Below are 15,555 nucleotides of genomic sequence, written 5' to 3'. Positions count from 1 at the left end.
CCAGAGGCGTTCCTTCTTTTTGATTGATCGCAGGGACCGCGCGAGCGGTCACCGCCACCCGGAGATTGAGTTGATGATGCATACCACCTTCCGCACGCCGGCACGCCGGCTGCTGAGCACCGCACTGGTCAGCTGTCTGATGCTGGCTGCGGCCCCCAACGCCATGGCGCAGTCGGCCAACGCCAGCCTGCGCGGCCAGGTTGCCGGCGCCCAGGCCGGTTCTGAAGTCACCGCCACCAATGTGGCCACCGGTACCGTCCGTCGCGGCACCGTGCGCGCCGATGGCAGCTACTCGCTGATGGGCCTGGATCCGGGCACCTACGACGTGGTCGCCAACGGCCAGACCCAGAAGGTCACCGTCACCGTGGCCTCCACCGCCACGCTGAACTTCGCCGGTGCTGCCAGCAGCACGCCGGGTTCGACCGCGGCCACCAACCTGGACACCGTCAACGTCGTCGCACCGACCCTGCTGCAGGAAGTGCGCACCTCTGAAGTGGGCAAGACCGTCAGCCTGCAGCAGATCCAGACCACCCCGCAGGTGTCGCGCAACTTCCTGGAGTTCGCCGACGCGGTGCCGGGCATGATCTTCACCCGTGACGCCAAGGGCAACACCTCGCTGCGCGGCGGTGCCACCAATGCCGACGGCACCAACGTGTACATCGACGGCGTGGGCCAGAAGAGCTACGTCAAGGGCGGCGGCGTGGCCGGCCAGTCCGGCAGCGCCGGCAACCCGTTCCCGCAGCTGGCCATCGGCGAATACAAGGTCATCAGCGGCAACTACAAGGCCGAGTACGGCCAGGTGTCGAGCGCTGCGGTGACTGCCGCGACCAAGTCCGGTACCAACGAGTTCAAGGGTGAGGCGTTCTACCGCTACACCGATGAAGACATGCGCGCCAAGACCCCGGCCGAGCGCCAGGGCGGCAAGGACAAGATGGTCTCGGCCGAAAAGGAATACGGCTTCGCGCTGGGCGGCCCGATCGTCAAGGACAAGGCCCACTTCTTCGTGACCTACGAAGCCAAGCGCTTCGACCTGCCGGTCACCATCGCGCCGGACGGCGCGGTCACCGGCGCTGCCGGTCTGCTGCCGCCGGCCGGTGCTGCCGGCCTCGGCCCGGCCAGCCAGCCGTTCCAGCAGGACCTGATCTTCGGCAAGATCGACTTCGAGCCGACCGACAACGATCGCATCGAACTGACCTTCCAGGACCGCGACGAAACCCAGTCGCAGTTCAGTGGCCAGACCTCGCCGGAAGCCGGCCGTGAAGTGGTCAACACCGACCGTCGTTACGCGCTGCGCTGGAACCACAGCGGTGAGCGTTACTACAACGAATTGATGGTCACCCACGAAGATTCGTTCAACAACCCGACCCCGCTGACCCTGGCCAACGGCATCACCTACACCGCGCCGGACGGTCCTGAAGACCGCACCGTGGTGAAGATCGGTGGCGCCTCGGCACTGGATTCGCAGGTGAAGGGCCAGAAGGGCTGGTCGATCGAAGACAACCTGACCCTGGATGGCATCCAGTGGGCCGGTGACCACACCATCAAGATGGGCGTGAAGTACAAGCAGATCGACCTGTACGCCTCCGATGCGGCGCAGATCAACCCGACCTTCACCTACAGCCTGGGCGATCCGGACTTCCCGGATTCCATTCCGTACAAGGCGCAGTTCGTCAAGCCGGTGACCGGCGTGTCGGGCGTGTCCGGTGAAGTGCGTTCGAAGTCCAAGCAGTACGGCGTGTTCATCCAGGACGACTGGCAGGTCAATGACCACCTGCAGATCAACCTCGGCCTGCGCTGGGACTACGAAAAGACCCCGTCCTACCTGGACTTCGTGACCCCGCAGCAGGTGGTCGACGCCATCTACTCGCAGGATCCGCGCGCGCCTGCCGGCCAGACCTACGCCGATTCGCTGGCACTGGGCGGCCTGGACATCAGCAACTACATCAGCAACGGCCACAACCGCAAGGCGTTCAAGGATGCCTGGCAGCCGCGCCTGGGCTTCTCGTATGACATCAACGCTGACGAGCAGCACGTGATCCACGGTGGTGCCGGCCGTTCCTACGACCGCGACCTGTTTGACAACCTGCAGCTGGAAACCACCAAGCTGGCCCTGCCGCAGCCGACCATCTACTTCCGCAACCCGGCCACCGGCACCTGCATCAACGGCCAGGCCGCCTGCTACGACTGGAACCCGAACCTGCTCAACGGCATCGGCAACCTGCAGTCGCTGGTTGGCGCGACCAGCAATGCCGGCCTGGAAGTGGACCTGCTGAACAACAAGCTGAAGGCCCCGTACTCGGATCAGTTCAGCCTGGGCATGAGCAACCAGATCGGTGACTGGCTGACCGACGCCACCATCGCCCGCACCCTGAGCTACGACGGCTTCGCCTTCACCCTGGGCAACCGTTACCCGACCGGCCAGTTCTTCGATGACCCGCGCCTGTGCGGCGGCACCGACCCGGGCCTGAGCCAGGCGTGGAGCTGCAACGTGCCGGGCTTCGGCAGCCTGATCATCGGCCAGCAGGGCATCAAGACCCGCGCTACCCAGGTCCTGCTGTCGGCGCAGAAGCCGTTCACCAAGGAAAGTGGCTGGGGCACCTCGATCGCCTATACCTGGACCACCGCGCGCCACAACCGCGACATCAACGAGAAGTACGCCTTCGACCGCGGCCTGATCGGTGACTACCCGACCATCCGCTCCAACGGCGCGCCGCGTCACCGCCTGGTGATGACCGGTTCGTACGCGGGCTTCTGGGGCATCACCTTCGGTGGCAAGATCACCCTGGCTACGCCGACCGCCGTCAATGACTGGTACCCGGTGATGCAGGCCAGCGGCTACACCCTGCCGACCCCGCAGGCAGCGGTGCCCAACGCCACCGGCAAGTTCCTGGTGGGTGGCAAGATCTTCGGCTACCGTTCGGTCGACCTGCAGGCGACGAAGACGTTCAAGATGCCGGGCGATACCGAGCTGTACGCGCGTATCGACATCATCAACGTGTTCAACTTCGACAACTTCTCCACCTACAACTACGTCAAGACCAACGGCAAGCTGCAGGCCAGCTACAACGAGACCGGCGAGATCATCGGTACGCCGCGTCAGGTCAAGGCCGAAGTGGGCTTCCGCTTCTAAGCCCGGGCGTTGATGCATGACCCGATGCCGCCGGCTCGCTGGCGGCATCGGTGAAAACGGCAATGGCCGGCCGGGTGCCGGTCCATTGCCCACACCGCTGCCGGGCAGGGGGCAGCGGTGTGGGCAATGATCGCGGTGTCAAACCACGTTTTTCGTGGTTTTTTAAGAACGCATCTTGTAAACGATTTCAGATCATTGGACGGTATGCTTTCCCATCGATCAGACCACCGGAGGAACCGCGCCATGCAGGCACGCCATCTGTTGTCCGCCGCCGCGCTGAGCCTGGGCGTGGCCGCCTGCCAGCCGGCCCAGCAGGAGCCTGCCAAGCCGCGCCCACCGGTGATCCTGATCGAGGCCGACGCACCGCCGCGGCCGATGAAGCCGGAGCTGCCGCCGCTGTTTGATGACATCGAGCGGCGCACCTTCCAGTTCTTCTGGGACACCACCAACGAAGTGAACGGCCTGACTCCGGACCGCTATCCGTCGCGGCCGTTCGCCAGCATCGCCTCGGTCGGCTTCGCGCTGACCGCCTATCCGATCGGCATCGAGAACGGCTGGGTCAGCCGCAACCAGGCGATCGATCGGACGCTGACTACGTTGAAATTCTTCCGCGACGTGCCGATGGGCCCGCAGCGTACCGGCAAGGCCGGCTACAAGGGCTTCTACTACCACTTCCTGGACATGCAGCAGGGCCGACGCTACGACAGCTGGGTCGAGCTGTCCTCGGTGGATACCGCGCTGCTGATGATGGGCGTGCTGTTCGCGCAGTCCTACTACGACGGTGACGACCCGCGCGAGAAGGAAATCCGGCAGATCGCCGACACCTTGTACAAGAAGGTCGACTGGCCCTGGCTGCAGCAGCGCGCGCCGCTGATCTCGATGGGCTGGTTCCCGGAGAGCGGCTTCATCGACCATGACTGGATGGGCTACAACGAGGCGATGATGGTCTACATCCTCGCCCTGGGCTCGCCCACGCACCCGGTCAGCCCGGACGCATGGACGGTGTGGACGCGCACCTATGACAACGACTGGGGCGTCTACCAGGGCCAGGAATACCTGTCCTTCGGCCCGTTGTTCGGCCACCAGTACAGCCATGTCTGGATCGACTTCCGCGATATCCAGGACGCGTACATGCGCGAACGCGGCAGCACCTATTTCCTCAACAGCCGTTCGGCCGCGCTGGCCCAGCGCGAGTACGCCATCGCCAACCCGATGCAGTGGAAGGACTATGGCGAGAATGTCTGGGGCCTGACCGCCAGCGATGGCCCGCAGAACACCACGCAGGAGTATCGCGGCGAGCAGCGGCAGTTCCGCCATTACTCTTCGCGCGGCGCCGGCCTGCGCGAGAACTTCGATGACGGCACGATCGCGCCGACCGCCGCGATCGCCTCGGTGGTGTTCGCACCGGAGCAGGTGATTCCGGCCACGCTGGAGATGCACAAGCGCTACGGCGACTACATCTATTCCAGCTACGGCTTCCTGGATTCGTTCAATCCCAGCTTCAACTACGACATCCCGATCAAGACCGGCCGCGTGGTACCGGATCGCGGCTGGGTCGCCAGCGATTACATCGCCATCGACCAGGGCCCGATCCTGACCATGATCGCCAACTATCGCAACGACTTCGTCTGGGAAGTGATGAAGAAGAATCCGTACATCCGCAAGGGTCTGGAGCGGGCCGGGTTCAGTGGCGGCTGGCTGGCGCCGGAAGGCTCGTTCCAGCCGCTGGAACTGCAGAAGGACGAAAAGGCCGCGGCGGCACGCGCGGTGGGTATCGCCGAATCACGCGCGGCTGCCGCGCAGGAACAGAAGAACAATGCCAACCGCAACACAGGGCAGGGGAAGTAACCCGGTGCCGAACTGGATCGACCGCCTGCGCCGCTGGGCGCTGCCCGCCCTGGCCGCACTGGCCGCACTGGCCGTGGCCGGCTGCGCCCGCACCGAGCCGGGCACCACCACCGTGCGCTTCTGGGCGATGGGCCGCGAAGCCGAGGTGGTCAGCGAACTGATCCACGAGTTCGAGGCCGAGAACCCCGGCATCAAGGTGGATGTGCAGAACATCCCGTGGACGGCAGCGCACGAGAAGCTGCTGACCGCGTTCGCCGCCGACGGCCTGCCCGATGTCTGCCAGCTCGGCAACACCTGGGTGCCGGAGTTCGCCGAGCTCGATGCGCTGACGCCGCTGCAGCCGTTTGTCGATCACTCGGCGGTGGTTGATGAAAAGGACTACTTCCAGGGCATCTGGGATACCAATGTGATCCACGGCGAGCTGGTGGGCGTGCCGTGGTACGTCGATACGCGCCTGATCTACTACCGCAAGGATCTGCTGGCCAAGGCCGGCTACGACCACCCGCCGCGTACCTGGGCCGAGTGGGACCAGCAGATGGCGGCGATCAAGCGCATGCAGGGACCGAACCGCTATGCGGTGCTGATGCCGATCAACGAGTTCGAGCAGCAGCTGTCGCTGGCGCTGCAGCAGCCCGACCCGCTGCTGCGCGACGACGATACCCGCGGCAACTTCGCCAGCCCGGGCTTCCGCCGCACGCTCGCCTTCTACGCCAACATGTTCGAGCAGGGCTGGGCGCCGAAGATGTCCGAGACGCAGATCTCCAACGTCTGGGACGAGTTCTTCCGCGGCTTCAACGTGTTCTACATCTCCGGCCCCTGGAACATCCGCGAGTTCAAGAAGCTGCAGCCGAAGGAACTGGAAGGGCAGTGGGGCACCGCGGCGCTGCCCGGCCCGGATGGCCCCGGCGCCGGCATCGCCGGCGGCACCAGCCTGGTGATCTTCCGCAAGTCGCAGCAGAAGGAAGCGTCGTGGAAGCTGATCGAGTTCCTGTCGCGGCCGGCGATCCAGGCGCGTTTCCATTCGATCATCGGCGACCTGCCGCCGCGCCGCAGCACCTGGAGCGCGCCGTCGCTGGCCAATGATCCGCTGGCAACGGCCTTCCGTGACCAGCTGGAGCGGGTCAAGCCGACGCCGAAGGTGCTCGAATGGGAGCGCATCGTGCAGGAAATGCGCATTGTCACCGAGAAGGTGGTGCGCGGTGGCCTGGCGCAGGACAAGGCGGTGGAAGAGCTCGACCAGCGCGTGGACAAGGTGCTGGCCAAGCGCCGCTGGATGCATGAACAACAACGCCTGCAGCAGCGCGCACCGTCGTCGCAGTCCAGCAGTGCCGTCGCCGCCGGGAGCGCGCAATGAAACGTACTTCGCTTGCCGGCTGGATCTTCGCCGGCCCTTCGCTGATCGTGCTGGGCGTGTTCTTCGGCCTGCCGGTGGCCTCGGCGCTGGCGCTGAGCGTGACCGACTTCGATCTGTATGCGCTGGCCGACAGCAGCAACCTGCGCTTTGTCGGCCTGGGCAACTACATCGACCTGCTGCAGACGCCGATGTTCTGGAAGTCGCTGTGGAACACCACCTACTTCGTGTTGATCGGCGTGCCGTTGTCGATCGGCGTGTCGCTGGGCGCGGCGATGCTGCTCAACGCCCCGGCGGCGCGCTTCAAGGCGCTGTTCCGCACCGCACTGTTCGCCCCGGTGGTGACCACGCTGGTGGCGGTGGCGGTGATCTGGCGCTACCTGTTCCATACCAGCTATGGCCTGGTGAACTACGGCCTGGGCCATCTGGGCATCAGTCCGATCGACTGGCTGGGTGATCCCAACTGGGCGATGCCGACCATCATGCTGTTCGCGGTGTGGAAGAACTTCGGCTACAACATGGTGATCTTCCTGGCCGGCCTGCAGGCGATCCCGCATGACCTGTACGAGGCCGCGCGCATCGACGGCGCCTCGCGCTGGAAGCAGTTCCTGCACATCACCCTGCCGATGCTCGGCCCGGTGCTGCTGGTGGTCGGGGTGATTACCGTGTCCGGCTACTTCCAGCTGTTCGCCGAGCCGTACGTGATGACCCGCGGCGACCCACTGCAGAGCACCGTCAGCGTGCTGTATTTCATGTTCGAGGAAGGCTTCAAGTGGTGGAACCTGGGACGCGCCTCGGCAGTGGCGTTCCTGCTGTTCCTGATCATCCTGGCGGTGACCACCGTGATGCTCCGCTTTGGCCGCAAGAGGCAGTTGGTATGAGTCGTGAAATCGGCCAGTCGCGCTGGTACCCGTGGATGATCAATGGTGCGTTGCTGGTGCTGGCCCTGGTCAGCCTGGCGCCGCTGCTGTGGATGGTGTCGGTCTCGTTCATGCCGCAGGGCGAGGCCAGCCATTTCCCGCCGCCGCTGCTGCCTTCGAGCATCACCACGCACAACTACCATGAGCTGTTCGCACGTACCGGCATGGGCGGCAACTTCGCCAACAGCCTGCTGGTGTCGCTGGCGATCACCTTCGGCTCGCTGCTGCTCAACACCATGGCCGGCTATGCCTTCGCCAAGCTCAACTTCGTCGGTCGCGAGCGCCTGTTCCAGGTGTTGATGGCGGCGTTGGTGATTCCGGCGCAGGTGGCGATGCTGCCGCTGTTCCTGCTGATGAAGCAGCTCGGCCTGGTCAACAGCTTTGGTGGCGTGATCGTGCCGGCGCTGGCCAGCGTGTTCGGCATCTTCCTGGTGCGCCAGTACGCGCGCTCGATTCCGGACGAGCTGCTGGAAGCGGCGCGCATCGACGGGGCAGGGGAGCTGCGCATCTTCTTCCAGATCGTGCTGCCGATGCTCAAGCCGGTGCTGGTGACCCTGGCGATCTTCACCTTCATGGGCGCATGGAACGATTTCATGTGGCCGTTGATCGTGTTGACCGATCAGGAGCACTACACTTTGCCGGTGGCGCTGGCCACCCTCTCGCGCGAGCACATCATGGACGTGGAAATGATGATGGCCGGCGCGGTGGTCACCGTGGTCCCGGTGCTGGCGCTGTTCCTGGTGCTGCAGCGGTACTACATCCAAGGTCTGTTGCTGGGGAGCGTCAAGGGATGAAGCGAGTGATCGCCGTTGGACTGGGCCTGTTGTGGACTTCCCTGGCGATCGCCGCACCCCCGGCGCTGCCGGCACCGAAGGTGCTGGACGACTTCGACGACATCGGCGCCTGGAAGCTGGTGCTGTCCGACCAGGTCAGCGGTTCGCTGCGCCCGGTCAGTGGCGCCGGCGGTGGCCGCGCGCTGTGCCTGGACTACGACTTCCATGAGGTCTCCGGTTACGTCGGCATCCGCCGCGCGCTGAACATTCAATACCCGGCCAACTACCGTTTCGGCTTCCAGCTGCGCGGCGATTCGCCGGCCAACGACCTGCAGTTCAAGCTGATCGATGCCAGCGGCGACAACGTCTGGTGGGTCAACCGCCCCGGCTACAGCTTCGCCAAGGCGTGGACGCCGGTCGAATACCGTCGACGCCAGATCGACAAGGCGTGGGGGCCGTCGCCGGAGAAGGAGCTGGCGCGCAGCGCCGCCGTCGAGTTCACGATCTACAGCAAGGTCGGCGGCCGCGGCACGGTGTGCTTCGACAAGCTGACCCTGCAGGGCCTGCCGCCGCAGGACGATTCGGCGCTGGTGCCCTCGGTGATTGCCGATACCGCCACCGCGCTGCAGGACCGCATGATCGACGGCAAGAGCGATACGTTCTGGATCAGCGGCGGGGTCAAGCAGCAGACCATCAGCCTGGACCTGCACAAGAGCCGCGAGATCGGCGGTGCAGTGATCGACTGGCTGCCGAACCTGGAAGCGCGCCGCTACACCGTGCGTACCTCGGAAGATGGCCGCGACTGGCGCACTGTGCGCGAGGTGACCAGCGGTGCCGGTGGCCGTGACTGGCTGGCGCTGCCGGATACTGATGCGCGCTACGTGCGCTTCGACCTGCAGGATGGCCCGAACTGGCGCTACGGCATCCGGGACATCGCACTGAAGCCGCTGGCCTTTGCCGCCACGCCCAATGCCTTCCTGTCCTCGGTGGCCGCTGATCTGCCGCGCGGATCGTTGCCACGCGCCTATGTGGGCGAACAGCCCTACTGGACCCTGCTCGGCCTCGACGGCGGACAGGAGCAGGCACTGATCAGCGAAGACGGCGCACTGGAACCGGCCAAGGGCAGCTTCAGCATCGAGCCGTTCATCCGCCTCGATGGCAAGCTGCTGGACTGGTCCAAGGTCGCCATCACCCAGTCGCTGCAGGACCATTACCTGCCCATCGCCAATGTCGACTGGGTGCATGAAAAGGTCGGGCTGGCGGTGACCAGCTTCGTGCAGGGCACCCCGGAGCGTGCGCAGCTGATCGGCCGCTACCGGCTGAGCAACCCGGACAAGGTGGCGCACGAGTACACGCTGGCACTGGCGATCCGCCCGTGGCAGGTCAATCCGCCCACGCAGTTCCTCAACACCGTCGGTGGCTTCAGCCGCATCGATGCGCTGGATGTCGGCGATCAGCTGGTGCGGATCAACGGCGAGCCGCGCGTGTATCCCCTGCAGGTGCCCGACGCGCGCTTTGCCAGCACCTTCGACGGCAAGCTCGATGCGATGCACCTGGCCGACGGCAAGTACCCGGCCACCACCGCAGTGAAGGACAGCACCGGCATGGCGTCGGGCGCCTTGCTGTACACCATCAAGCTGGAGCCGGGGCAGAGCCGGGAAGTGGCGGTGGTGCTGCCGCAGACCGGTGGCTGGGCGCCGAAGGCGCTGGACGTGGCCAAGGCGCAGGCGCAGGTGGCCGAACAGTGGCGGCAGAAGCTGGGCGTGGTCTCGCTGCAGGTGCCCGCCGCCGGCCAGGCGCTGGTTGACACCCTGCGCACCGCCGTCGCGCACATGCTGATCTCGCGCGTTGGCCCGCGCCTGCAGCCGGGCACGCGTTCGTATGCGCGCAGCTGGATCCGCGATGGCGCGATGATTTCCGAGGGCCTGCTGCGCATGGGCCGCAGCGACGCGGTGCGTGACTACATCAACTGGTATGCGCCGTTCCAGTTCGAGAACGGCAAGGTGCCGTGCTGCGTCGATGCGCGCGGCAGCGACCCGGTGCCGGAGAACGACAGCCACGGCGAGCTGATCTACAGCATTGCCGAATATGGGCGCTATACCGGTGACAGCACCTTCGCCGAGCTGATGTGGCCGCATGTGCAGGGCGCCTACACCTACATGGAGCAGCTGCGTGCCAGCGAGCGCACCGAAGAGAACCGTGCGCGCAACCCGGCCTTCTACGGCATGATGCCGGCCTCGATCAGCCACGAAGGTTATTCGGCCAAGCCGATGCATTCGTACTGGGACAACTTCTGGGCGTTGCGCGGCTACAAGGACGCGGCGCTGCTGGCGGCCCAGCTGGGCAAGGTCGAGGCGATGCAGATGGCCGAATCGCGCGACCAGTTCCGTGATGACCTGCAGGCATCGCTGCTGTCGGCGATGCAGCAGCACCACATCGATTATCTGCCGGGTTCGGCCGAGCTGGGCGATTTCGATGCCACCTCCACCACCATCGCGCTGGCGCCGGGTGGCGAGCAGGGCCGTCTGCCGCAGCAGGCCCTGGAGGCGACCTTCGAGCGCTACTGGAAGGAGTTCGTGGCCCGCCGCGACGGCAAGCGCGAATGGAAGGACTACACCCCGTACGAGTGGCGCAATGTGGCCGCGTTCGTGCGCCTGGGCTGGCGCGATCGTGCCTGGCAGGCCACCGAGTTCTTCTTCAGGGATCGCGCGCCGCAGGCCTGGAACCAGTGGGCCGAAGTGGTCTCGCGCACGCCGCGCAAGCCGTTCTTCGTCGGTGACCTGCCGCATGCCTGGGTGGCGTCGGACTTCGTGCGCTCGGCGCTGGACATGTTCGCCTACAACCGCGACATGGATGATGCACTGGTGCTGGCTGCCGGCGTGCCGACGTCGTGGCTGCAGGGCGAGGGCATCGCCGTGCAGGGCCTGCGCACGCCGCAGGGCCAGCTCAACTACCGCCTGCAGCGCAGCGACAAGCAGCTGGTGCTGGAGGTGCAGCCGGGCCTGCTGCCACCGGTCGGCGGCGTGGTGCTGCCGTGGCCGTACGCCGGTGATCCGGGCGAGGCGACCATCAACGGCGAAGCGGCCGAGTGGATCAACCGGGAGCTGCACGTGCACCAGCTGCCGGCGCGGGTCGAGATCGATGTACCGAGCGCGGTGCGCCGCGCCGAACGCAAGGGGCAGTAATCATGAGGGAGCAGGGGGCGAGGGTGCGCGCATCGGTGCGCGCCCTGGGGCTGGCGATTGCGCTGGCATTGCCGGGCGTTGTGCTGGCGGCCGAGCCAGTGGCCACGACTGCGGCGACCGACGTTGCCAGCGCAGCAGGCATGGGTATGGTCACGTTCAACCTGCACCATGACCGCGAGGACTGGCCGAGCCGCCGCCGCACCATCCTGGCCGAGCTCAAGCGCCTGCAACCCGATGCGGTGGCCCTGCAGGAGGTGATCCAGCGCCGCAACGTGCGCAACCAGGCCCAATGGCTGGCCAGCCAGCTGGGCTACCAGTATGTGTTCGTGTCGACCGATCCGGTCGGTGCACCCAAGCGCTACGGCAATGCGTTGCTGACCCGGCGCCCGATCCTGGCGCGCGGCGATCATCTGCTGAAGCCGCTGGACGACTACCGCACGGTGGCGCACCTGCGCATCGACGTCGATGGCGCACCGGTGAACGTCTATGCCACGCATCTGAACGAGCGCAGCGATGAGAACGGCCAGCGCATCCGCCGCACCCAGGTGGAGGACCTGCTGCGTTTCATCACCGAAACCTCGGCCGGTGCGCCGGTGGTGATCGCTGGCGATTTCAACGCGCTGGTCGATGCCGGGGATCTGAGTGAGCTGCGCAGCCATTACGGCGACAGCTACGGCAGCGTGCACGTCAACACCGACCTGGCCGGCGTCAGCACCTTGAACCGGCACTATTACCAGGCGCCCTCGCGCATCGACCACATCTTCTTCCTGCAGGACGCGATGGTCGCGCGCGAAGCGAAGATCCTGTTCGATCAGCCCGACGACAGCGGCCGCTGGGCGTCGGACCACTACGGGGTCTGGACCCGGTTGCAGTTCGCCCCCAAGCCCTGAGCAACACCCGCTTCGGTAGGTGCCAACCTGGGTTGGCACGAACCACGGCGCCGACCCAGGCCGGCCACCACACCACGGTACGGCACAAACAGAAACGGCGGGGATCATCGATCCCCGCCGTTTCGTACTTCGCGATCAAAGAACGATCAGTTCGCCGGCGGCGTGCGCTTGGCGGCTTCTTCGTCTTCGTCCGATGCCTGGGCATCAGCGGCCTGGCTGGCCGAATCGGCATGGCCATCGGCCAGCGGCTCGATCGACGGCGTCACCACGGCCTCAGCCACCGGTGCGGCAGCTTCGACCGGCGCGGCCTCGACGGCCACCGGTGCTGCCGGCTGTTCCACGACCGGTGCGGTCTCGACCACCGGCTTCGCTTCCACCACCGGAGCGGCTTCCGCCACCGGAGCGGCTTCCGCCACCGGAATGACGTCGGCCACGATCGGTGCGGCTTCGGCAACCACCGGCTTGGCTTCAACGACCGGAGCCGCTTCCACCACCGGCGCAGCGTCGACCACCACCGGTGCCGGCGCGGCCACCGCGGCGACCTCCTCGACAACCGGCTTGGCTTCAGCCACCGGAGCGATCGGTGCCGCCGGCTGGGCCGGGGTTGCGGCATCGATCTGATCCAGCATGCTGGTCTGAACCGGCTGCGGCGCCGGCTCGGCCTTGATGACCGGTGCCGGTGCTTCGGCCACGACCGGTGCTGCGGCATCGACCACGGCGCTGCTCACCACCGCAACCGGCGCGGCAACCACGGCGGCGGCAGCACGGGCCGGCTTCTCGGCTTCAACGGTCGCCGGCTCGGCTTCGTCATCGAAATCGAACTCCGGCTGCGAGCGGGTCGGCTGCGCCACGGCAACCGGAGTGGCCTCGGCGCTGTCGTCGGCAACCGGGTCGGTGCTGTCGCTGTCATCACCTTCGTCAGCATCATCCTGGTCATCGCCCAGGGCATCGCTGCCGGCAGCGTTCTCGGCGCCACCACGGCGACGACGACGGCCACCGCGACGGCCACGACGACGGCGGGTCGCGCCTTCGCCAGCCTGCTCGCCTGCGGCGTCGATTGCCGCATCGTCGCCGGACACGGCAACGGCGTCGGCATCAGCGTTGACCGCGGTGTCGGCCACCGTTGCTGCGTCAGCCAGGTCCACTTCGGCCACCGGTGCGGCCGGAGCCGTACCTTCCTGCGCGGTCACCACGTTGGCGGTGACGGCGGTCGCGGCCACGGCGGCGGCTGCGGTCACTGCATCGACCGGCGCCTCGGCGGCGTTGCGCTGCGGCTTGTCGGCCGGCTTGTCGCCGTCCTGCTGCTGCGGACGCGGCTGCTTGGGCTGCTTCAGCTTCGGCTGCTGCTGGTTCTGGTTCTGGTTCTGGCCCTGCTGCTCGTTGCGCGGCTTGTTCTGCTGCGGCTGCTGCTGGCCATCCTTCTGCTGCGGCTCCTTCTGCTTGCCCTGCTGCGGCTGCTGCTGGGCATTGCCGTTGTTGCCGTTACGGCCGTCCTTGCTGCGCTGCTCGCCGCGGTCCTTGCGGTTGCCGCCGTCCTTCTGCTGCTGCGCATTGCCGTTGCCGCCGTTGCCACGGTTTTCGTCGCGACGGTCCTTGCGGTCCTTGTTGCGATCCTTGTTGCGGTCCTTGCGGCCGCCCTCCTGCTGCTGGCGCGCCGCTGGCGCAGCCGCCGCCGGAGCAGGCGCCGCTTCGCCACCGAACACGCGCTTGAGCCAACCGATCACGCCACCGCTCGGGGCCGCTGCCACCGGCGCTGCGGCGACTGGGGCCGGCGCCGCCTTGGCCGGTTCTGCTTCCTCACGCACCGGGGCGGGCGAGGTGTGCTTGACCTGGGTCACCGCTGGCGGCGGGATGTTCAGCTGGCCCTTGGTCAGGGCATGCACCGGCAGCTTGCGCGGGGTGCCGCGCTGGTAGCTCGGCTTGTTGCTCTCTTCACCCAGCTCGTTCTCGCGCAGGCGGGTCACGGTGTAATGCGGGGTGTGCAGCTGCTCGTCGGCAACGATCACGATCGGCGCTTCGTGACGGCGTTCGATCTCGCGCAGCGCACTGCGCTTCTCGTTCAACAGGTAGTTGGCGATCTCCACCGGGGCCTGCACCAGCACCTGCCCGGTGTTTTCCTTCATCGCGTGCTCTTCGGCAACGCGGATGATCGACAGCGACAGCGACTCGACGCTGCGCATGCGGCCGTGGCCGTCGCAGCGCGGGCAGACGATCTGGCTGGATTCGCCCAGGCTCGGGCGCAGGCGCTGGCGGCTCATTTCCAGCAGGCCGAAGCGCGAGATGCGGCCGACCTGCACGCGCGCGCGGTCGTACTTCAGCGCGTTGGCCAGGCGGTTCTCGACCTCGCGCTGGTGCTTGTTGGAGGCCATGTCGATGAAGTCGATCACCACCAGGCCGCCCAGGTCACGCAGGCGCAGCTGGCGGGCCACTTCTTCGGCCGCTTCCAGGTTGGTCTGGAACGCGGTGTCCTCGATGTCGCTGCCCTTGGTGGCGCGCGAGGAGTTCACGTCGACGGCGGTCAGCGCTTCGGTCTGGTCGACCACGATCGAGCCGCCCGACGGCAGGCGCACATTGCGCTCGTAGGCGCCTTCGATCTGCGATTCGATCTGGAAGCGGTTGAACAGCGGGATGTCGTCCTTGTAATGCTTGAGCTTGCGCAGGGTCTGCGGCATCACCTGCTGCATGAACTCGCGGGCGTGTTCGTACATCTCCTCGGTGTCCACCAGGATCTCGCCGATGTCGGCGCGCAGGTAGTCACGCAGGGCGCGCACGATCAGGCGCGATTCCTGGTAGATCAGGAACGGGGCCGGCTTGCTCAGTGCGGCGTCGGCGATGGCGCGCCAGACGTTGAGCAGGTAGTCCAGATCCCACTGCAGCTCTTCGGCATCGCGGCCGACGCCGGCGGTGCGGATGATCACGCCCATGTCGTCGGGGATGTTCAGCTTGTCCAGCGCGTCCTTCAGGGCGGCACGGTCTTCGCCCTCGATGCGACGGGAAACACCGCCAGCGCTGGGTGAGTTCGGCATCAGCACCATGTAGCGGCCGGCCAGCGAGATGAACGTGGTCAGGGCAGCGCCCTTGTTGCCGCGCTCTTCCTTGTCGACCTGGACGACGATTTCCTGGCCTTCCTTGAGCAGCTCGCGGATGCCGGCCTTGTTGTGGTCGACACCGGCCTGGAAGTAGTCGCGGGAGATTTCCTTCAGCGGCAGGAAGCCATGGCGGCCACCACCGTATTCGACGAAGGCCGCTTCCAGCGAGGGCTCGATGCGGAAGATCCGGCCCTTGTAGATGTTGGACTTCTTCTGTTCCTTCGACGGCTGTTCGATGTCGATGTCATACAACGACTGGCCATCCACGATGGCAACACGCAGCTCTTCAGCCTGCGTGGCGTTGATCAGCATTCGCTTCATTGTTGCGTTCCTCGCAAGCGGCTACCGCGCGGAACGCCATGGGGTTTC

At 66.3% G+C, this 15,555-nt stretch carries 8 protein-coding genes; 7 read left to right on the top strand and 1 reads right to left on the bottom strand.

What is annotated here, in order from left to right; translation table 11 throughout:
- The first annotated feature begins 73 nt into the window (after positions 1-73).
- From N4G47_RS12310 to N4G47_RS12280, 7 genes are all read left to right on the top strand, one after another.
- Positions 74-3,130 (top strand): TonB-dependent receptor, encoded by a 3,057-nt coding sequence (locus N4G47_RS12310; RefSeq protein ID WP_475287426.1) that lies wholly within the window; start codon positions 74-76, stop codon positions 3,128-3,130.
- 243 nt (positions 3,131-3,373) lie between these two features.
- Complete coding sequence (locus N4G47_RS12305) at positions 3,374-4,978, top strand: glucoamylase family protein (protein WP_107230941.1); 1,605 nt, start codon at positions 3,374-3,376, stop codon at positions 4,976-4,978.
- A 25-nt stretch (positions 4,979-5,003) separates the two neighbouring features.
- A complete protein-coding gene (locus tag N4G47_RS12300) occupies positions 5,004-6,332 on the top strand; it encodes a sugar ABC transporter substrate-binding protein (protein ID WP_475289938.1) in 1,329 nt (442 codons plus the stop codon).
- Complete coding sequence (locus tag N4G47_RS12295; RefSeq protein WP_005410323.1) at positions 6,329-7,210, top strand: carbohydrate ABC transporter permease; 882 nt, start codon at positions 6,329-6,331, stop codon at positions 7,208-7,210. Before N4G47_RS12300 ends, N4G47_RS12295 begins: the two co-directional genes overlap by 4 nt.
- The gene (locus N4G47_RS12290) at positions 7,207-8,043 is read left to right on the top strand and encodes a carbohydrate ABC transporter permease (protein ID WP_057495576.1); all 837 of its coding nucleotides are present in this window, start codon (positions 7,207-7,209) and stop codon (positions 8,041-8,043) included. The genes N4G47_RS12295 and N4G47_RS12290 overlap by 4 nt, the downstream gene beginning before the upstream one ends.
- Positions 8,040-11,207, top strand: coding sequence for a discoidin domain-containing protein (locus N4G47_RS12285; protein WP_475287423.1), 3,168 nt, complete (start codon positions 8,040-8,042; stop codon positions 11,205-11,207). Before N4G47_RS12290 ends, N4G47_RS12285 begins: the two co-directional genes overlap by 4 nt.
- A gap of 2 nt (positions 11,208-11,209) precedes the next feature.
- The gene (locus tag N4G47_RS12280; protein WP_475287422.1) at positions 11,210-12,097 is read left to right on the top strand and encodes an endonuclease/exonuclease/phosphatase family protein; all 888 of its coding nucleotides are present in this window, start codon (positions 11,210-11,212) and stop codon (positions 12,095-12,097) included.
- A 146-nt stretch (positions 12,098-12,243) separates the two neighbouring features.
- Here the strand turns inward: N4G47_RS12280 and N4G47_RS12275 are convergent, their stop codons facing one another.
- Positions 12,244-15,507, bottom strand: coding sequence for an Rne/Rng family ribonuclease (locus N4G47_RS12275; protein ID WP_475287420.1), 3,264 nt, complete (start codon positions 15,505-15,507; stop codon positions 12,244-12,246).
- Positions 15,508-15,555: the final 48 nt, after the last annotated feature.

This window comes from Stenotrophomonas sp. GSD10, assembly GCF_056172695.1.
Note: the sequence above shows the minus strand (reverse complement) of the source record. Positions and strands in the feature narration are given on the sequence as shown.